Here is a 20814-nt window from a genome sequence, read left to right as displayed (position 1 = left end):
GGCGATATTCTATGCAATTAACTTTTGGTTCTTGTTCCAGTTTAGGCAATTCATTTCAGATTCAGCTCGACATAGAGCCGAATTTTCAATCGTATTGGTTAGATCAGAATCATAAGTTCGCATTTTATCAAATGCTTGTTAAACAGGTAATTAACCAGCCTTATGTGGATATCCCGGACGACAAGATTCGCAGTAATAATACTATTATTTATCATCCCAATCATGATAGCGCCCATGCAGCCAGACAATACACGAACCTGGGTTTTTTTCTTGAGCTGGTTAAAAGTCAAGGAATGGAGCACTACCGGCAAGCGGTAATCGAGTTGACCCTTGAAGAGGGGGAACTATTGCACTTGGCGGCTTTTCTAGTAAGGGCAGGGCGAACCAATGAGCGAAGCGGTGCTGAAGATCGCAGTAATCAGTCCCGTTCGGCAGAGTTATTTAAAGCGATTGCCTTAGCGGTTGGCTTTAACGAACGCCTCGTTCAAACCATCGCCTATTGTGTTGAGTTTACTTACCAGTCTTTTGAAGGTAGAGAGAAGCAACTGGCGCTTGCCTTTGCTGGTGAACAGCAAGTGGAAAAGTTACAGCTGGCAAAAAATTGTCTGCATTTAAGCCATCATACTGATCTTGTACGTTGTTTTCCTGATAAAGAGAGAATTGCTGAAGCCAATAAAACCAACTTAAAGTCAATGCTTGAAAATGGCAGCATTGATGCGATAAGCGATATTATTTTAGAGTACGCCAGAGCAAGCTGTGAAGTGACCGGAACCCCTTATTTTTTACATAATAATAGCCCTGAACGGGTTATCCCCCGGCGTGATTTAAAAGCGCAGGCGATAGAGGATATCGCAAAGACCATCTGCTTATTGGAAAGTGCAGTCAAAATGCCTTTTCTTGTTATTGCCAAACAACAGCAAGCTGATGCCGCCAGCGAACAGCTGGCAACAATCAGGGAGACAGTCCGCATCAAGGCTTCTCCCGAATTAACGCACGCGGTAACTGTGTTGCAGCGCAGTTTTTTTGCGAAACGATCCCATTCCCTCACTAGAAAAATAACCCGGATTTCACCTTTAGAAAGTTCAAAGAACAGTTTGGAAAAACTGAAACACGAATTAAGAGCCGGCCATGGTTTGACGCCGCAGGAGCAGGAATACACTAAAGCGCATTTGCTTCTAAATGAGGAAAAAGGACTTTATGATTATTTACTGAATCAGTTTGAATGGACTATCAAACATGTAACCAGATCGTATCCCCTTATTCAGGCTGATGGGAATGTTTTGAAATCGGTTGATAAGCGAAATGTTGATTCACATAATAACACAACCTCTCATACGGACACACTTTCTGGAAAAACAGATAATGTGTTTGGCACCCTGACTGGGCCAAATGGCCCTGCGGCTGATTTTTTGAATCAAACTGAAGGGCATGAAATTCGGATTCCTCTGCGCCCCTTTCTGAAAAAAAGCCAGGCAAGTGATAAATTAACTGGATTATGGATCAGTTCGCACTGGTCTAATTACCTTTTATCTACTCAAACAGAGGGTATACGCTCCCAAATTTATGATACAGAGCGAACAATTCACTATGTGAGCAATCACCCTGGTATTGTTAGTGATGATAATAAAAAGCGCTACCATTATTTAAGAAAAGATGGCAGGCAATTTATGCGCGAGGTGGCCATCGCTGATGAAGTAATAACGGGTGCTGAATTAATGCCATTTCTGGCATTCAATATCATTCTGGAATTAAGGCTAGTGGGGGGCGCTTACCGTCAGGTTTGCCTGAATGATCAAAGATTTAAATCGATTGAGCCATTTATTCATGTCATCTATAGTTCATCGAACTTTGAAGCTTTGCTGCCCTCGCGTATTGATTTAAATGATAAACGTATTGAGGTTAAACCCTTTGCACCAATCAAAGAACTTGAGGATCCCAAAGTAAAACTGCTTTCTGAAGCGATTTTTAAAGATCGGGATGTCAATGCGGCTAAGAAATTGATTGAAGAAGGTGTGCCCTTTGATCTTAATTTGGGTGAAGGGCTGACCTTCCTTGCTGCTCTTCTCTTAAAAGGCTACGCACACTTTATGCCACTATGCAATTTGTTAATAGAGCAGGGTGCAAATACCCAATTGGTTTATGGAAACAATACCCTGTTACAGCATGCGGTACAAAAAAAACTCCATGCCGTTGTAGAGTGTATGTTAAAGACTGGTTTAATTGAGAAAACTGACAGGCAGATAAAGCGTTTATATCGTCCAGAACAATTGAAACAGGCCATAATTATCGCTGTCAGCCAATCGGATAAATACATGCTGGATTTGTTTATTCAGTATGGCTATGAAGTGAATCATTTTGCTGCAGATTTTTTGCAGTTTATTGTTGATAAGCCTGAGCTGATTGCCAAAGATATGATTGATTATTTAAATGCGAAAGGCTTTAATCCTCATAATATTGAGCAGGCAAAGACTGAACAGAAGTATGGTTGGTTAAAAACGGCGATTGAGAAAAATAATGCCCAGGTTTTAACATGGCTGCTTGATCTGGGTTGTTATTCTTCAGTGGAGGTTATTAATAGACAGCCTTCACTGTTAGCTGTTGCCCGGCAAGTCTGCAATAATCGTGCTGTTGAGCTGCTCAAGCCATTGAGTGAAAATAGCTTACCATCGCAATTAACAAATCCCGCCATAAACAATAAAAAACGCAGCGCTTATCTTTTGGTTGAAAGCGATAAAAACATTCTGATTTCAAAAAAAAGACGAACCACCAGTACAAACACCAGTTATTACCAGACGATTACAGCCCCGATTGAGGCATTGGATAAAGATTATTTAAATACGATATTACTGCGCACGATAGGTGTCCGTCTTGAATCCATGGAAATTTGTCCTGTCGTCACCGTTGAATCGGAGCAGATTAGTGAAACAGTCATCAGGATAAAAACGAAAGATGATCATTTAAAACCTGTTCCAACAGTGTATCAGGCTGCCCCTCAATGGATAGGTAAAAAAGAAATCAGCCGCTTTAAATCAGATGCATTAATTCAAACCCTTTGCCAAAATCCTGGTCAGTTAGGACTGGTTCTTGAGCGGCAACAGGACTTAATTCAGGCAATTAAAACTAAGAATATAAATCAGGTAAAAGCCCTGTTACAAAAGGGCGTTGTTGATGATAACGGCAGGGCTTTGTTTATAGCCTGTGATACCAATCAACCTGATTTGCCTATTATCAAATTGCTGATTGATCATGGCTATGATATTAATCAAACCTGGCCTTTTAATAGGGAAAGTTTTACCCCTCTTATTCTTGCAATTATTCATCATCAGCCCGCCTTGATTGAGCGATTGGTTCGAGAGGGTGCTGATATTAATCAGGTCGATGAAGCTGCTGTCAGTCCTCTAATGGTTGCAGCAGCACTCGAGCAATTCGATACAGTAGCATTACTGGAAAAAAACGGCGCCTCATTAAACCATCCAGCCAATGCCGCCGTTTTAGCCTACCTGTCGATGAAAGCATGCTCGGATAAAGCGTTTAATTATTTTATTGATCGTACTGACAGGAATGCGACCTACCAGGGGTATACCGCATTAATGATTGAAACGGTCTATCATAATATCCATCGCGTGGAAGCTCTGCTTCGAAAAGGGGTAAATACCGAAATCAGAGATCCAGTCAGAAAGCAGAAGGCAAGAGATTTCGCTAATCAATCCGAGCAAGTTATTTTTCAAAAATATGAGAAAACAGATCACAGTAATTCAACCGCCCAGTATCAGGATCATACGAAGGAATATCTACGCACTACAGGCGCATTAAATGCGCCTAATCTGCAGGATAGAATTGCCAGAGAATATGATCTGACAATCATTGATGAGAATTCAGTATTACTGCCCTTTGCCCGGCAATTACTAGGCAATGCAGGAGCTGAGCGTTTTTCAAGAAAGTCCTGTTTAGCCATTGCTCACTCAGGCAATGCCCCGGTTTTTACTTGTCATGGGTTTGAGCAACCCATTATTGCTATTCATAAACAGTACTTGCTTCAACCGGACTTTGATTATAATCAGCTTGTTTTCGCTGTCGCTCATGAGCTTGCCTATATTGACCAGACGAATTATCAATTCAGGTTCTGTACCGCTGGTGAATTGGCCAGTTTTGATCAGAAAGCCAGTGTTGTCTGCACTAATCCTGATGGGCTTATTGAGTATATGCAGAAGGCTCCTCAATTTTGTAAAAGGTATCAGACAGCGGACAATTTCAACTGGCATCTAAGCTGCTATGGCTACAAAGAATACTCCAGGCCAGATAGATTTATGTTTCAGGAGCGTCTTAAACTGTTCCGTACTTCACTCGCCCAGTCTTCAAAGAAAAGTAATGATAGTGCTGACTTGGTTCGTAGTGGGCTCAGTGATGAGACCGCTGGGTTCATTAAGTCTCTTAAACAAGATGTTTATTATTCTGAATTTCCCGACACAGGAACAATTAAAGATAAATATGATTATTTAATTGCTCAATTGCCTTCTTTAGCATACGAATTAATTCCTTTTGAAAAAACAGGAGTGCCGAGTTCTCGGTTAAAGGAGTTTTGCCAGCTATTAAACACTCTACCGGAAAGTGAAGAAAAGCTTCACCGTTTATTAAAACAAGCCCATGATCTTGAGATATCGAGCTTTTCCTATCTTTATAAATCTGCATGCGGCGCTGATCAATCGGTTAAGAAACCAATACTTTTTCCTTATGGCTATTTTTATACCATGTATAAAGCCATGTTAGCTTTTAAACAAGCGACAACACTTGAGCAAGCTCAATCTGCTCATCAGGTGATTTTGGCAACTTATCCTAAAATCGTGAATCATGGCCATTGTAATTTTTATGATGACAGACATTATCAACCGAATGTTACTTTTCACAATTTAGACCGTTTCTATTCAGATATAGGTCAATTAATTGCCTGGCCTGCGTTTAATGATGCGAAAGAGTATGAAAGACATCTAAACTGGATTTTATGCAATGAGCAAGCGCAAGCCATTCAGCTCTGGAAAAGTTTATGGATTATGGGGGTTATTGAGGAGGTATTACTGTATCAATTCATCCCCCGGGATAAGCTGATTCAAATCCCTGGACTTTGGGCTGGTACTTACCAAGCGAGTTTCGACGAGGTTGTCCCTCGTCCAGTGGGCAAGTCAAATTATTTTAATGGAGCAGAATTTATTATTTATCCTTATTTTGTGGATGAAAAATATAGCAACATTAATCCATTACAACTGGATTGCAGCATGTTGCAAAATGGTGAAATCCAGGATCTCGCGTTGTTTATTCAAATTAACCTGCCTCATTTTAAATGTTCTGGATATCATGTTCCAGGAAATACTCCAGGTGCTCTGGTTTTACTCACTTATTTATCCAATCTCGCCAGAGGAAATAAGCAACAGCAGGCCATTGTGCGACAGTTTTTTTTAAGTCAGGATGAGTTCTGTTTTCAGAAACTGGTTAACTTTAGCGAATTTGATGAAGGTTCAATATATACTCAATTTATCATATCGTACCACTACCTGTTTTCATCGATTGAAATGGAAGGGCTATTGGATTTCTTTGATATAACTCAACAGGAATTATTGTTTAAGATGCTTGGGTTTAACAATGATTCCTATAAAATTAACCTGTTTAATTTAATCAATGTATTCATTTCTAAAAGAAGTTATGTCAAAGCGGGCCCTTTATTCGAAACTTACTCCCACAATTCAGGGGTACGATCCATTTTTTCTGATGATACTTATCAGGATCTCATCTTTTTTTTCAGCTCATGGGATTCAGCGGTTTTCTTTTGTTCTAAAAAAAGTAGTTTCTTTTCCCGGGTAAGATGGGTTTCTATTGATGAGTGCCAATTAACGATCGAACAGTGTATTAATTTGTATCGCATTCTTGATCAACTGCTGGCTTTTCCAAATCTGCAATTCAGAGCCGACTTCGGTCATTTGATTTTAACCAGAATTCAGCAGATAGCTTCATTTGAGGATGCTTTTTTCTATCTGGCTTCTTTTTTAGATAAACACAAACAATTGGCTCCACTGCAAGATCGCGGCTTATTTAAAAAGCTTATCGATGAGCTCGTGAAAAGACTGGTTCAACACTATGGCAAAGACCAGGGTTCTGTGACCTATGCTTATGCAATCAAAAATCTATTGACTCAGTTTCATGCCAGTTTTCATCGGACCGATGTGGTTTATTTGTTTGATAGATTGGCTGATGAGATTGAAGCGCAGCATGACATTTGCGTACATATTGAAAACCTGCTTGAGCCAACAGTTAATCATCAACTGAAAGAACAGAGCACTCATTATAGTTACGTGTTAGATGCGTTCAAGACCTTCATTTCCAATAACCAGGATAAGTTGGAAGTGCTTGAATTTATCTCCTCGCCTTTTAGCGAGGATTCTATCCAGCGATTTATGAATTATGTCGCCAACCATCCCCGAAAAGCTAAGTTTTTGGAAAATTTTGGTTTCAAGGACAACGATTCCCTTGAAGATTTATATTTTCCCCTGACTTATATTTATAATCTGTTTTGGGATTTACGAATACAGGAACGGGCAGTGGTGCTTGATGGAGTAATAATTACCATTGAGGACGAGATGGATGAGGATTCCCGTAAAAACGCTTATCAGGAAGGTTTGAACTATATATCGAACAAATTATTTCCTGATGCCGATACAGACCCAGAAGCCGGAATCGCCTTGAGCTTATTAAGCGCCTATTTACATGTGGCGAATAAATATGAGCGTCAATATCTGCTTGCTGGTTTACTCGTTACCAGCAATGAATGCCATGAGACTTATTCGATCGGCCGTAAAATTGCGACCCTGTGCGAACATTTGGGGCCAGCGTATATTAAACTGGCTCAGGCGATTCACTCCCATCCTGATACCCCGTTAAGCATGAAACAGGATCTCTCTCATGTGAAAGGGCGAGCCAATCCGCCCTACCGCTGGCATCTCTGGCGCCTGATTAAAACGGTATTAACCCCTGAACAAAGACAATCCATTGCCAGTATCGGCAGATTGTTAGGCTCTGCTTCCTATAACCTGGCTTTGGAGCTGACTACAAAGACAGGGGAGCAGCAGGTATTGTTATTATTGAGAGACAATGCCAGAGAAGAGGCGGAAAAAGGCTTTCAACAATTAGCAAATACCATCCTTCATTGCCATCATCCGAAGGTAATTGAAGCAAAACAGTCTTTTTTGAATATTATCCAGGAAGCGGAAGCAATGTCGCATTGTGAGCTTGATCACCTCACGGGCGATGAGCAGCATAAGAGAGCTTGTGAATTATATCATCATAGCTTACTGGAGAAAAAAGTTGCTGGCAGGGCATACAAAGTAGTTTTCAAAACCGCCGAGAGTTTATCCAGTGGTCCAGGTTACCGCGTACTAAGCCACATGCCGGGCGTGGAATACAATGATTTACCAGCTAATACCGTTGAAGAAAAAGCGATTCGCAAAGCCATTGCTTTGGCGGTTATGGAAAAGGAGTTAACTTTAATCTTAAGCGGCGGGCAATATGACTGTGACCGGCATGGCAATCAATTGCGCATTATCATTGAGGGAAATCGTATAGAACTTGGTTTATATGATTTTGGTGAAATGAGTTTACAAACATTGAGCCCACTTGAAATTGAATCACTCGCCGCATTAGTCAAAGAACTCCCGCTCTTTATTAAAACAGGTCAATCTGTGAATATCTTGTTTGAAAAACATATTAATATGGCGCTCCAGGCTGGTCATCCAACCCGACATTTTGTTCGCATGAATAAAGCCTTGCTAGCTCTGCAGGATTTTCAGAAAGAGTTAAGTGTTGACGAGTTAAAAACAATTTTTTACCGGATTATACCCCGTATTCACCGCACATTTGCCAAAAGCCTGCTTGCGGGTGCTTATCAGCACATGAGTTTCCGTGAGGTGGCTGGAACATTCTTCCAGGGCATGCAAGAGACTGTGGATGATGCGCTTAGAGTGTTTACCAATTTTTGGATGAGTTGATTGTAGGTCGGGCGCTTCGCCCGACATTTCGCTTTTTACCTATCATTGATTTTCATAACCTTTGATTTCCAAAGATGAAAATGCCATCATTTGCCTTTTTTCTAAAAGGATTAGCAATGTCACCAAGGCAGTGGGCAAAAAGGATGTTGGGTGTAATTCTCTGTATCTTGAGTTTCCATGGCAATGCCAGTATTGAGGATACGGAAAAAGGTCAGCTTGTGGATCATCTGTATCTGGGAATGTTTCCTCAGAGTGCGGCCCGTTTAGTGCTGCAGAAAACAGTGCCTCTTGATACACTTGAGGCTGGTTATGATCTTAATCTGTACTCAATCCATTATAAAACCCTCGATCCCGATGGCAGAATTACGATCGCCTCTGGTTTGGTTGCCATGCCGATTGTAGCGGATAAAGCGGTGAGTGTAGTCAGCTATCAGCATGGTACACGTTTTAATCGTGAGGATGTGCCTTCGCGAAGCATGGAAAAAAGCTATATGATTCTCGCGGCTTTCGGCAGTCATGGCGGTTATATGACCGTTATGCCTGATTATCTTGGACTGGGAGATAATGAGTTGCCGCTTCATCCCTATGTGCAGCCCGAAACGCTGGCAGGGAGCAGTGTAGATATGTTGTTAGCTGCGAAGCAATTAGCGGCTAAGCTGAATTATTCTCTCAATGATAAGCTGTACCTGACCGGTTACTCTGAGGGCGGATTTTCAACGCTGGTGATGTTTGAGTTGCTGGCAAAAGAATATAGCCATTTGCCAATTACCGCGGTGGCCTTGGGCTCAGCACCTTATGACTGGGAAGAAACAATACGCTTTATTCTTTTAGAGCCAGGCCCGCGAGCCAGTGCGTATATGGCTTATTTCTTTTATTCCCTACATTACTATAAACATTACTGGACGAGTCTGGACGACATTTTTATCCCTCCTTACAATACCCTCGTTCCGGAATTATTTGATGGTAAACACGGCAACGAGGAAATTCTGGATGCTCTGCCCAAGGATCCTGCCCAGCTTCTTCAGCCGGCATTTTTTGATGCAATTCTTAATCAACGGGATATGAACTCCGAAAACCTTAAACAGCTGTTTAATCATTATGATTTCACGCCAACTGCACCCTTGCTGCTCATAGGTACAAAAGGGGATAAGGATGTTCCTTATCATGGGTCGGAAATTGCCTATGACGCGTTTCGCAAATTAAGTGATGCTGTATTCATTAAATCGGTCAGTGATACCCAGGATCATACCGAAGCAGCGCCTTATGTATTGAAAGAACAACTGGATTTTTTCAAGCAATATTAATTTGGAAAATCAGCTCAGGATTGCCCCGAATGGGGCTCCTGACTGTGCAGTACAAATATCGATTTAACTGTCTATAATTAGAAAATCGCTTACTAAATTGCGAAAAGGATTTAAGCAATTAACATTAGATTTTAATTCAATCAAATCGTCTAAAGTCAGTTTGAGATCCTTCGCCAGGCTCAGGATGACGTACCGGGGAGTTACGATTTTAAAATGAATGTTATCCAAACCACACTCGCATTTTTTGAAGGGCTAGGACTTGCTTTTTCTCCCTGTATTTTGCCGATCCTGCCCTTCATGTTTGCTGCCTCTCTTACAGGTGGAAAATTTCGTCCCCTGCAAATTGTTTCCGGTTTCATTTTAAGCTTCAGTTTCTTCTCCCTGCTTTCAAGGCAATTATTGTTTGCAACAGGCGTTCATCTGGATCAAATCCAGTGGTTTGCATATTTACTGCTGCTTATACTGGGATTTATCATGCTTGTACCCATCCTGGAAAAGCAATTCGCCCGTTACACTAACCGATTAGCCAATCAGGCGCAGCAGCTCAGCAAAGCACGGTTTTTAGAACAGCCTGGCGGCGCCTTTATTATTGGTAGTTTATTGGGATTAATATGGACGCCCTGTGCGGGTCCTATTTTAGCGATCGCCCTGGTGCAGATCATCCAGGCACAAACAAACTGGCAAGCTGTTTTGACGATTGTGGCATTTAGTATTGGCACTGCAATTCCTTTACTATTGGTCGGCTATTTTGGCCGATATTTCAGTCATCATCTTAAGGCAATTAATCGTCATAGTCTTCAAATCAAGCGCAGCATGGGCGTACTGGTTATCAGCTTCGCTTTACTGGGTTTATTCGGAATTAATATCGGTCAATGGACTTCTGTCAATGGGGAAAGTGCTTCTGGGCAGGTAACAAAAAATGAATTAATAAATGGCTTGCCCGTGTCGTATCCGACACCACAGATAGTCGGGGTAAGTCATTGGATAAATTCTCCCGCAGTGACTCTCGAATCGCTGAAAGGAAAGGTCGTTTTAGTGGATTTCTGGACCTATTCCTGTATCAATTGCATACGGACCTTACCCTATATAGAAAACTGGTATCAAAAGTATAACAAAGAGGGGTTGGTTGTTATCGGTATTCATGCGCCGGAGTTTGGGTTTGAACAGCAGCTTAATAACGTCAAAGAAGCGGTCAGGAAATTTGGATTAACGTATCCAGTCGCTTTAGACAATCAGTTATTAACCTGGCAAAATTTTAATAATCATTATTGGCCTGCTCATTACCTGATTAATCAGCAAGGGGAAGTGGTATATATTAACTTCGGAGAAGGGGAATATGATGTAATTGAAAATAATATCCGTTATCTTTTAGGTCTTAATAAAAAAGAAGCATCACAATTTAACGTACCCATCGCTGCAAATCAGACACCGGAAACCTATCTCGGTTCTGCCAGAGCAGACCGAAAAAGCAGTGCAGGAGTCCTCGCTCTGCACTACTGGCAGTTGACTGGTCATTGGCAAATGACCCCGCAATACATTGAAAATGATGATGCAACCAGCCAACTGAGCTTGCACTATCAAGCAAAAAAAGTATTCCTGGTGGTTGAGAATTCTTCAAAGCAAAGGGGAAAGATTGAAGTCATTGATAATCAGCAGCAGAAATCGGAAATTGTTATCTCCGAAGCCAGGCTTTATCAGCTGCTTAATCATCAGAAATCCCAGGAAGGTATTGTGACCATTAAGGCGCTTACTCCTCATCTGCGCTTTTACGCATTCACATTTGAAAGCTAATCAACGAAATCTTATTGTATTTTTTCCGAATTTTCATGTTAAAGTACAGCGCCTTTAAGTTTTTATTCAGTACAGGGATGATCACAATGCTGTCTGCACTAAAGAATTTCTCAGTGTTTTTTCTGTTTTACTCTGCTGCAAGCCACGCGGCTTATAATTTTAATCATCTGGTAGGGGTTGATTATCAGCCTAATCATTATGCCGGTAATGTCGCTCAGAATAATCATGATGTGTTTATTGTCGGTAATGATGCAACGGGAGCTCCGGTCAGTAATGTCTATGCTGAATTGCTGCAATTACGAGAAGCAGGATTTTATACGGTTCGATCTTATCAGACTACGGTGTATTCCTGGGCTGAAATTATCAGGCAGGCAAATGCTCTGGGGATGAAAGTGATTTATGAAGCGGTGATTCCGCAGCAGCCTGCTGATTCACCGGTGAATGGATGTCCAATTCCTTCAGCCGGTCAGGGATACATTCCCTGTGCCCAGGCAACCCTGAATGCGGTGATTGCGCGAGTAGGGCAGGCGGTTTTCAATGATACAGTGATTCTGGTATTCGCAGGCCACGAGAATTATTGTGAGGCAGGAAATGTGATTCCGCCTTGTAACAATCCAGTGACATCCAATGTCACTTATCTGACGTCTGCGGTAGCGGCGCTGCAGTCTACTCTGGCCGCGGCAGGCCTGAGCACTCCGGTCAGCTCGGCCTTGATTAGCGGCAATCTCGTTACTCCCAGTGTGCAAATTACAAATGATATGATAGCTCTGGTCAATAGCTATTCGCCAGCAGCCCCGCTGGCCTTTGATCCCTATCCCTTTCAATGGGGAGTTCCTCCGGCGAATGCTGTGTGGACACCGCCATTGAGCACTCAGAACCAACTACAGAACTCATTAGCATGGGATTATCTGCGGGTAGTAGGTTCCGCCAATCCTCCAGCTTTACCGGCAGCCGCACAGCAGCCATTTTACTCACCAGGAAGAGTGCTGATGTCTGCCGAAACAGGCTGGGCAACAGCCGGTTCTACCGGCGAATACGCCTGTAACTCTCCTGGACCATGTCTTCCCAGTATAGCGAATGCAGTAACGTATTATCAGGCTCTTTATCAGGCGAGTGCTGCGAATTTTGTCGCCTTTTCCGGTTATCCAATTGCCGTTCTGGCATTTGAAGCCTATGACGAGCCTAATAAAGGCAGTACTTCAGCCGAAGGGCATTACGGGCTTTTTGATTCAAACTGTTTCCAGAAAGCGGCTGGTCTGGTGCCTGTCAACAGCATGGTAGCGAACAAGGGTTGTCAGGGATTTTCCAGCGGCACCCTTTTAACTATCGTAGGATTTGCCCACCCCTATACGCTTATCATCCGTGGAACCAATCCTTCCACAGGAGCGGTTTCGACCATTACGGCAAGCAGTACCGGACAACCAGGACCCACGGATTCGACCTGGCCTCAGTATCTGGTATTTCCCGGTTCGACAATCACCATCAGAGGAACCCCCTCCTGTACCAGTACGGTGCAATCGATTGTAAATGGGCATATAACCTTCTCTGGAACCTGTAATTGTCCTAATGACAACTTGAATAACTGTTACTACTAAGGCGGCGATTGATATGAAGTACAATGGTATTAGCCTGTTGGCATTAACTCTTTTTATTCCGACAGCGATTGCAGGCAGCATGGGCGATGTTGCAGCGCCGAGTCCTGGCGGATTGTTCATCGGCATCGGCGGAGCTTATGAGGCCTTGCGAGTCAAATCCAGTGACTCGGCTCTATTAAATGTCGATAGTGGTTTTCCGCCACTGGGAATCTATTCGGGAGCAAGGAACAGCTATTCTGAATCGGAGGATAAATTGATTCCTATGGCTCAGGTGGGTTATTTCGGAGCATTAAATAACAGCGGCTGGTTGTGGGGGCTGGAGCTGGTCTATCAGCATTCAAGGTTAGATGTGACTCATAACGCGGCATCCATTCACTTTTTTAATCCTGTCGAAGCGGTGAGCAATGAGCTTCGGGTGGAAGGTTTTAAAACTAAAATGGATAATCAATTGATGCTGCCGGCTTTGATAGGACATTCATTTAAAAATAGCGTTCTTTATTTGGGCGCAGGGCCTTCCTTGCAGAAAGTTGAGCATAGCGTATACAGAAGCTCAGATACGCAGTCAGGTTATTATATTGGTAATTTAAACGGCTTTTCTGATGAGAAATGGCTCTGGGGTGGGGCTGTTCAGGCGGGAATTGCGTATTTTCTGAATCCTTCCTGGTTTTTAATGCTCAATTATACCTACTCAAAAACAGAGACGTATAAACAAAACCATGTGATATCGTTCACTCCGGAAATAAACGAGGGCTTCAATGGCGGGCTTCTATCGTTTAATACAAGCCAGCGTTTGAGTACACAAGCGGTGAGCCTCTCGATCAACAAGCTATTTGCCTAGATTGCTCATAAGCTGTGTCCTGCGGCAGGCTTCGTTGTTGCATAAATGAAGATGGGATAATAAAACCGTCTTTGCGAGCGTCCGCGAAGCAATCCAACACATAACTTTGTTCAAGTTTCGCTCTGGATTGCTTCACTTCATTCGCAAAGACAAGAATGAGTCAGCTTATGCTGTTTACATGGTACTGGTAGGGGCCGTACTTGAGTCTTCAGGTAAAATGGCTGGCAAAGCCTTGAAAATCGATTGGGCTTTGCGCCTGCCTTCTGAACGAGGTTCAATATGGCCATTCTCTTTAAGTTTTAAACCAAAAAAATCATCGACTAATTTACCCAATACCTCAAGACTATGATTCTCTGTTCCGGCTTGCTCGGCGGGATTTGTTAAAAGCTCCTGAGTCTGAGCGGCTGTTTCCAGTTGAAGACCTGTAAAGATCTGCTGATATATCATTTGTCTATAATTTTCATCACGAGTAACCGGATCAAACACTTCAATTTGCACATTACGCTCCCCTTGAATGGGCTCTTTATCCGAACTTGGTGAGGAAATTGACTGGATCGCATTATAAAGAATACTCAGATAAATTTTCAGAGATGAATTATCCGTACTCATCTTTTCCCGAAAAATAACCGGATTAATAAAACGCAATAAAATGAAGGCCAGAAAAATTCGCTGGCTGTTTCCCAGATCAGAATCCTTCTGCCGGAGATCGAAATAAGCCAATTTTAAAAATTTCTGAACTACTGGTGGGAATCGAGCGGGAGAAAGTATGTTTTCCATCACTATTTTAAATTGCTGCTGCAGAGACTCAATGGCACCTGGGGTTGCCTGAAAATCTGCTCTTCCCACAGAATAAGTCTTTTCATTGATGTTTAAGTTTCTGAAAAACGAGGTCAAAGTAGAAGTCTGCTCCAGAATAAATTGTTTAAATCCTGCGTGCTCTTCTTTGCCTAATCGCAGCTGAAGCAATTGGATAAGTAAGTTATTCCCGCGACACCATGTCATTAATTCTTCATATCTCAATAAGTGCTTATATACAGTCAACATTTCATCATCTGACAGTTGATCAGCCAGAATTTCTGAAATTTGGCGAGTTTGTCCCTCAGCATGTTGAAATATTTCAAAGGCCTGTGTAAATACTTTATCTTTTCTGCGCGCTAAATTTAAAATAAACTCGGCAGTTTTTTTCTTATCGATGGAAAATAAACCTTCAAAAAAGTCTTCGATGGTGGTGAATCCCTTTCTGGAAAGCAGTTCAATACCATTTTTCTCAGAGTTTGGCCCCGTTCTTTGCGATAAAGGAGGCGATTTGGGGCATGAATTATAAAGAGTGAAAGGCGATGTAAACTGTCCTCTTGGAGAGCTTGGTTCGCTCGTTTGGCTATGGTTTATGCCAGTGGCTTCTCCCAGTCTGGTATTCACATATTTCTGGATTAGTTCAGTACTTTCTTTTGTAGATTCTTTTGTAGATTTTCCCTTAAGCACTTTTTCCAGGTTTTTATCCGTGAAAAAAGATCCGAAATCGAGGATTTCCGGTGAAATTTGAAAAATCTGATAAAGCAGGGCGAATAAAATACGCTTAGTGCGCACTGTTTGACTTTTGAAAAGCTCATTATGTTTCTCAGAATTTTGCATGAGCAGCAACATGTTTTTTATTTCTGATTTGTCGATAAGACTTGTTATTTCTTCGGGAGAACAGCATTGTTTAGCAAATTCAATCATAGCCATTAAAATATGATACTCGTGTAACGGCGTAAGGCGCATACAGACAACCTCTTAATTATCATTCATTCAAAAGGGGTAATATTAAGCTAAAATTAACAAAATTTAAACAAATATATTATTTTTGATTCTAAAATAATTTGAGTTCGATGTAATATACTTGAATAAAAACAGTAAAGTTAAGTTAATGCTTGCCATAAACAAATGGACTGAAAGATGGGGCTTAAAATGAAAACCTATAGAATGTATATCAATGGGGAGTTTACCCTGGCAAAAAACGGTGCGACCCGCGATATTATTGATCCCGGTAATGGTGATTTAATTGCAAAAGTGCCGGAAAGCAGTAAAGAAGATGCCCTGTTGGCCATTGAGGCTGCGCGCCAAGCCTTTGATAACAGTGAATGGCGAAAAGTATCCGCTCTGGATCGCGGTAAACTTTTATTTAAGCTCGCTGATTTAATTCGAGATAATGCCGGCAGACTGGCTGAGCTTGAAACCCAGAATTGCGGAAAACCACTGGCGGAAGCGGAATACGATGTAGCCGATGCGGCTAACTGTTTTGAGTTCTATGCCGGGCTCACCACCAAAATTCATGGCGAAACCATGTCGGTTCCTGCCAATTCATTCAGTTATGTCGTTCGCGAACCAATTGGTGTATGCGGACAAATTATCCCCTGGAATTTCCCTTTGCTAATGGCGGCATGGAAACTGGCGCCCGCTTTAGCGGCGGGGAACACCGTGATACTCAAACCCTCGGAATTAACTCCGATAACCGCTCTGGAATTATTTGAACTAATTGATCAATGTGGATTTCCCACTGGCGTTGTCAATCTGATAACCGGACCCGGAGCGGGGGTAGGTGAAGAGCTAAGCAGCAATCCCCTGGTCGATAAAATCGCGTTTACTGGTGGAACTGCAACCGGCAGGAAAATTATGCAGGCGGCAACCGGAAACCTGAAGAAAATCTCTCTGGAGCTGGGAGGAAAAAATCCCAATATCGTGTTTGCGGACTGCGATCTTGAAATGGCTATTGACGGTGCTCTGTTTGGTGCTTTTGCCAATCAGGGAGAAGTGTGCTCCGCCGGTTCCCGTTTGATAGTAGAGCGTTCTATTCACAAGGCATTGCTTGAAGGAATGCTGAAAAAAATTCCCAATATTAAACTCGGACATGGTCTAAGTGCTGGCGTTAAAATGGGGCCGCTGGTATCCAGTGCACACCGGCAGAAAGTGGAAAACTATATTCAGATCGGTATAGAGGAAGGTGCAAAACTTCTTTGTGGCGGGAAAAGACCGCAGGCTCAGGAGTTTGCAAAAGGGAATTTTCTCGAGCCTACCATTTTTGATGACGTAAAACCCAATATGCGTATCGCCAAAGAGGAGATTTTTGGCCCGGTTCTCGTGGTGATTCCCTTTGATACAGAGGAAGAGGCCATTCAGATTGCTAACGATACAAATTATGGCTTGGCTGCCGCGGTCTGGACCAACAATCTAACGAGAGCGCATCGAGTCACATCGCAATTGCGGGCCGGGATCTTATGGGTTAATCATTACCACCCGACCTATAATGAAATGCCCTGGGGTGGTTATAAGCAAAGCGGCTCCGGACGCGAGCTGGGATTGTATGGCATTGAAAGTTATCTTGAAGTGAAGCAGGTCAATATTAATCTCGATGAAACCCCTATTGGATGGTATGAATGAAAGAAATTCGAATTAAAACGGCAATTCCTGGTCCGAGATCGCTGCAATTAATGGAAGAGCGCCGTGAGCATGTCGCACGTGGACCCTTTCACGCAACGCCTGTTTTTGTGGAAAGGGCAAAAGGCTCTTTTGTAGAAGATGTTGATGGCAATGTGTTTCTGGACTTCTCTTCTGGAATTGGAGTGGTCAACACTGGCCATTGCTCTGATTCCCTGGTGAATGCCGTCAAACAGCAGGCCGAAAAATTCATGCATACCAGTTTTAATATTCTTCCTTATGAAGGCTATATCAGAGTATGTGAGAAATTGAATTATCACGTGCCAGGCGAGTTTAAGAAAAAGTCATTGCTCTTGAATTCAGGCGCGGAGGCCGTTGAAAATGCGATCAAAATAGCCCGCGCCTATACCGGAAAACAGGCCATTATTTGTTTTGATCATGCCTATCATGGGCGCACTTATATGGCAATGGCGCTGACCGCAAAGAATAAACCTTACAAGCATGGATTTGGCCCCTTCCTCTCTGAGGTTCATCGTGCTTCTTTTCCCTATGAATATCGCTGGTGTGGGCAGGATTGTGCAAAAGAAGCCTTTGAGGACTTTGTTGAATTGGTCAATTTTCGTGTAGGCCTGGAGAATGTGGCAGCGGTTATTCTTGAGCCTGTCCTTGGCGAGGGAGGCTTTCTCCGGTTTCCTGCATCCTATCTTAAAAAACTTCGTGAATTCTGCACAGCAAACCAGATCATTTTAATTGCAGATGAAATTCAGTCAGGATTTGGACGAACTGGTAATCTGTTCGCGATGGACACCTTGGGCGTGGCGGCTGCTGATCTCACGGTCACCGCCAAGGGCTTGGGCGGCGGAACCGTTATTGCCGCGGTAACCGGGCGGGCTGAAATAATGGATGCCGCTATGGAGGGAGGTTTAGGGGGAACCTTTGGAGGAAATCCCTTAAGCTGCGCTGCAGCGCTTGAGGTGTTTAAGTTGTTCGAAGAGGGTAATATCCTGTCTAATGTGGCCGCTCTCGCTGCGGTACTTGAACAAAGACTCGAAGAGTTTAAAGAAAAATACCCTATTGTCGGGGATGTTCGCGGCCTGGGTGTTATGCGGGCCATTGAACTGGTAAAGGATAGAGAGGGCAAATTGCCTGACAAGGAGGCGACTGCCCGTTTAGCACGCTTTTGCCTGGAACGTGGATTGGTGGTGCTTGGCTGCGGAACCTATGGGAATGTCATTCGCCTGTTGATGCCATTGACTACTCAATTGAGCGATTTGGAAATCGGACTTTCGATCATTGAAGAAGGGCTGAAAGAGCAAACTAATATAAAGTAATGGCTATATTTCAAAAACCTCTCGTCTTTGCGAACGGAGTGAAGCAATCCAAATCGAACCTTGAACAAAGTAAGGATCTGGATTGCTTCGCCATGCTCGCAAAGACGCTTTGAGCAGCTATTATTCATTTATGCAACACGTAATTCAGAGTCGCCGTCGGCACTCTGGATTAGCTCTCATGAATGATTCTACAATTGCAAGTCACTTGCCTCGCTGTCAGGAGCTGCCGTACTCATACTAGCTTGAGCGGGTATTTGCTCATTGAAGAACATACCGGGATAGCTTACTGTCGTCATGCCTCTCTGCCTGCGGGTCGCCGGGAGGTTTGTATTGAATAAGCTACTACCGCTGTAGCTTGCCGAAACCATGCCTCTCTGACAGCGGGTTATCGGTAGGTTTGTATTGAATAACGTACCGCTGTAGCTTGTCGTAATCATACCGCTCTGCTTACGGGTTACCGGGATTTTTGTGCTGAGAGCGTCCTTGTTCTGGCTTGCTGAAAGCGCTGCAAGCGTATGTGAGCCAATCTCCATCGCGTCTTCAATTTCATCATCAGAGCATTCGGGAGTTGTTGACATCTCCAGTATTTCCGGCTGGGGCTCTTCGTCTTTCCGGCGACGTTTTGCGGCCCTGAAAACACCTTGGGATTCTTCCTCCTCATTGTCATAAACGGTGCTCATCACGGTAGAGCGCTCTTCATCTGATGGAACCAGATCCTCAGCCTTTTCAGAAAGGGATGAGAGCACTTTTGCAGATTCAATAGCTGCCTCATCCTTTTCATTTGCTTTTTTTGCCCGTCTTCTTTTGTACCATGTTGTTTTGCTGATACTTTTGGTTTTTTCGTCCTTGTGTTCAGGATTCTCGGGATCATAGGGAATGGTATAATCTCGAGCCAGTACTGTGATTCGCTCTCCTTGAGGATCATTCTTCATAATGGTTTCTTCGGGAATGGGATAGTGCTCGGTATCAGAATCATAGCCATAAAACACTCTGGATCTTTTCAGGCCATTATGGGTATAGAAAACCAAAGAAACCCGATCGGTTGATATATCCGCTTTTTTATTGTCTTGAGCTGCGCCATAGACACAGTGCAGATAATCGGTATCAGCAATTAAGGCATCTCCGTCGTCCAGATTAAAACGAAGAATTTGGCTGGTTACGGGGTCTTTCCATTCAAAAAAACAGGTGCCTGCACCCATCGCTGCGTTTGGATTTAAGGATATACCCAGAATTACACTATAGTTTGCAGGATCGGTGTCCCGATGCAAATCCTGCTTTGTTCCCCGATTGTATTGCACTGTGGTATAAATATTATCAGGAGTCAGCATTAATCCCGCTTTTTTGAAAGGAATCATTGCCTTTGCAGTTTGCCTGAAGGTTGCGGGTAATAGCATTTTAAACTGCAGATTCAACTTGTCGCTAAGTTGACCCAGTTCTTTGAGGATAGGCCTGCTGTCAAATTGATGGCGAGCCAGATGATTTGTCTGGCCCGCGTAGTGACGCAGGTATCCAAAACTGGCACTGCCTATTGCTTTACCGGGATTTTGTTTCCTGATTTTCTTATTGAAATCAGAGCCGCCCGCAAATACTGAGTGAGGTAATTCCTTTAAAGAATCGGAGATTGAATCTTTTTCTCGTTGATTGATCGCATCTTTTAATAACACAGCCAGAACTTTATTTGTCTGAGCGTCTAGTACAATCGTTGACTGTTCACTAATATTCTTTGCATTTTGGATCATTTGTTCCTTTTGTGCATCGATTTTTATGATCTTTGAGGTAAATTTCTCAGGCACCACATTCACTCTCTGAATGACAAAACCTGCTTCTTCATATTCCCTGATTTTGTCTTCAGTCAGATAATCCCCAATGGTATCTCGTCTTTCCATCAGTAATTTTTCCGAGACTGTGGAGTAATCGATCTCTACCTTGGCAAAAGATAGCTCTTCAAATGTGTTCCAAAGGATTTTATTAAATTGATTTTTAAGTATTGTGGTTTGCTCATCCTTCTTAGCACCTTTCAAAAGACAGATTTTCCAGAAAATGAAGGACAAAAAATCCCTTTCACTTCCACTATGGCTATCATTGAGAAAGGTCAGTAAATGATGTTGATTGGCAATAATAACGGCGCGTGAGATATTGGCAATATCCTCATCCCCAAGAGGGTTTTTGGCTAGTAACTTTCGGGCTATGCTGTTACATAAGTCAAAAAGATCCTGGTTACGCGGGAGGGGGTTAGGCGTTGTTTTATCCACAGCAATAGGCAGGGCCTTGGAAACTGATTCAGGGTTTAAAGATGCAATCGTTTTTTCGCAGGCAATACTTTCTGGCGACTTCGCATTTGAACAATATTGTTTACGGATATAAAGGGCTTGTAATTCTTGCCAGGGTTTTTTGAGACTGTCCATAACAACAATGTTTTTTTTGCTGCGAAAAAGTGGTTTTTTATTTTGACCCGCCATAATTTTCCTCATAACTTACTAATAAGGCCAACCGAAGGCTTGAAAATGTTCT

At 42.8% G+C, this 20814-nt stretch carries 9 protein-coding genes; 7 read left to right on the top strand and 2 right to left on the bottom strand.

All coding sequences use genetic code 11. The features are described from left to right. Positions 1-11: 11 nt before the first annotated feature. The 5 genes from E1O89_RS08815 to E1O89_RS08795 all read left to right on the top strand — a co-directional run bounded on the left by E1O89_RS08815 (position 12) and on the right by E1O89_RS08795 (position 13558). The gene (locus E1O89_RS08815) at positions 12-8030 is read left to right on the top strand and encodes a SidE phosphodiesterase domain-containing protein (protein WP_133139838.1); all 8019 of its coding nucleotides are present in this window, start codon (positions 12-14) and stop codon (positions 8028-8030) included. Between the two features lie 116 nt (positions 8031-8146). Further along, entirely contained in the window at positions 8147-9334 is a 1188-nt protein-coding gene (locus tag E1O89_RS08810) for an alpha/beta hydrolase family protein (protein ID WP_133139837.1), read from the top strand. A 213-nt stretch (positions 9335-9547) separates the two neighbouring features. Continuing rightward, a complete protein-coding gene (locus tag E1O89_RS08805; RefSeq protein ID WP_133139836.1) occupies positions 9548-11125 on the top strand; it encodes a cytochrome c biogenesis protein CcdA in 1578 nt (525 codons plus the stop codon). Between the two features lie 86 nt (positions 11126-11211). Beyond that, positions 11212-12720 (top strand): glycosyl hydrolase family 17 protein, encoded by a 1509-nt coding sequence (locus E1O89_RS08800; protein ID WP_187347034.1) that lies wholly within the window; start codon positions 11212-11214, stop codon positions 12718-12720. A 13-nt stretch (positions 12721-12733) separates the two neighbouring features. Then, on the top strand, positions 12734-13558 hold the full coding sequence (locus E1O89_RS08795; RefSeq protein ID WP_262337471.1) for an outer membrane protein: 825 nt from the start codon (positions 12734-12736) through the stop codon (positions 13556-13558). 174 nt (positions 13559-13732) lie between these two features. On the opposite strand, the gene E1O89_RS08790 is transcribed toward E1O89_RS08795, so the two are convergent. Further along, positions 13733-15319 (bottom strand): hypothetical protein, encoded by a 1587-nt coding sequence (locus E1O89_RS08790; RefSeq protein WP_133139834.1) that lies wholly within the window; start codon positions 15317-15319, stop codon positions 13733-13735. A 186-nt stretch (positions 15320-15505) separates the two neighbouring features. Here E1O89_RS08790 and E1O89_RS08785 point away from each other — a divergent pair, with 186 nt between their 5' ends. Beyond that, a complete protein-coding gene (locus E1O89_RS08785; protein ID WP_133139833.1) occupies positions 15506-16975 on the top strand; it encodes an aldehyde dehydrogenase family protein in 1470 nt (489 codons plus the stop codon). Then, positions 16972-18303, top strand: a complete 1332-nt coding sequence (locus E1O89_RS08780) for an aspartate aminotransferase family protein (protein ID WP_133139832.1) — start codon at positions 16972-16974, stop codon at positions 18301-18303. Before E1O89_RS08785 ends, E1O89_RS08780 begins: the two co-directional genes overlap by 4 nt. A 188-nt stretch (positions 18304-18491) precedes the next feature. On the opposite strand, the gene E1O89_RS08775 is transcribed toward E1O89_RS08780, so the two are convergent. Continuing rightward, a complete protein-coding gene (locus E1O89_RS08775; RefSeq protein ID WP_133139831.1) occupies positions 18492-20762 on the bottom strand; it encodes a hypothetical protein in 2271 nt (756 codons plus the stop codon). Between the last annotated feature and the right edge of the window lie 52 nt (positions 20763-20814).

It is taken from the genome of Legionella genomosp. 1, assembly GCF_900640215.1.
Lineage (GTDB): Bacteria > Pseudomonadota > Gammaproteobacteria > Legionellales > Legionellaceae > Legionella_C > Legionella_C quinlivanii_A.
The sequence above is the reverse complement of the archived record's forward strand: the minus strand, read 5'-3'. Positions and strand labels throughout refer to the sequence as shown.

What these genes read in the sequence shown, in the direction of transcription:
- E1O89_RS08815 (WP_133139838.1), top strand. Translation starts at nt 12, where the DNA reads ATGCAATTAACTTTTGGTTCTTGTTCCAGTTTAGGCAATTCATTTCAG.
- E1O89_RS08810 (WP_133139837.1), top strand. Translation starts at nt 8,147, where the DNA reads ATGTCACCAAGGCAGTGGGCAAAAAGGATGTTGGGTGTAATTCTCTGT.
- E1O89_RS08805 (WP_133139836.1), top strand. Translation starts at nt 9,548, where the DNA reads ATGAATGTTATCCAAACCACACTCGCATTTTTTGAAGGGCTAGGACTT.
- E1O89_RS08800 (WP_187347034.1), top strand. Translation starts at nt 11,212, where the DNA reads ATGCTGTCTGCACTAAAGAATTTCTCAGTGTTTTTTCTGTTTTACTCT.
- E1O89_RS08795 (WP_262337471.1), top strand. Translation starts at nt 12,734, where the DNA reads ATGAAGTACAATGGTATTAGCCTGTTGGCATTAACTCTTTTTATTCCG.
- E1O89_RS08790 (WP_133139834.1), bottom strand. Translation starts at nt 15,319, where the DNA reads ATGCGCCTTACGCCGTTACACGAGTATCATATTTTAATGGCTATGATT.
- E1O89_RS08785 (WP_133139833.1), top strand. Translation starts at nt 15,506, where the DNA reads ATGAAAACCTATAGAATGTATATCAATGGGGAGTTTACCCTGGCAAAA.
- E1O89_RS08780 (WP_133139832.1), top strand. Translation starts at nt 16,972, where the DNA reads ATGAAAGAAATTCGAATTAAAACGGCAATTCCTGGTCCGAGATCGCTG.
- E1O89_RS08775 (WP_133139831.1), bottom strand. Translation starts at nt 20,762, where the DNA reads ATGGCGGGTCAAAATAAAAAACCACTTTTTCGCAGCAAAAAAAACATT.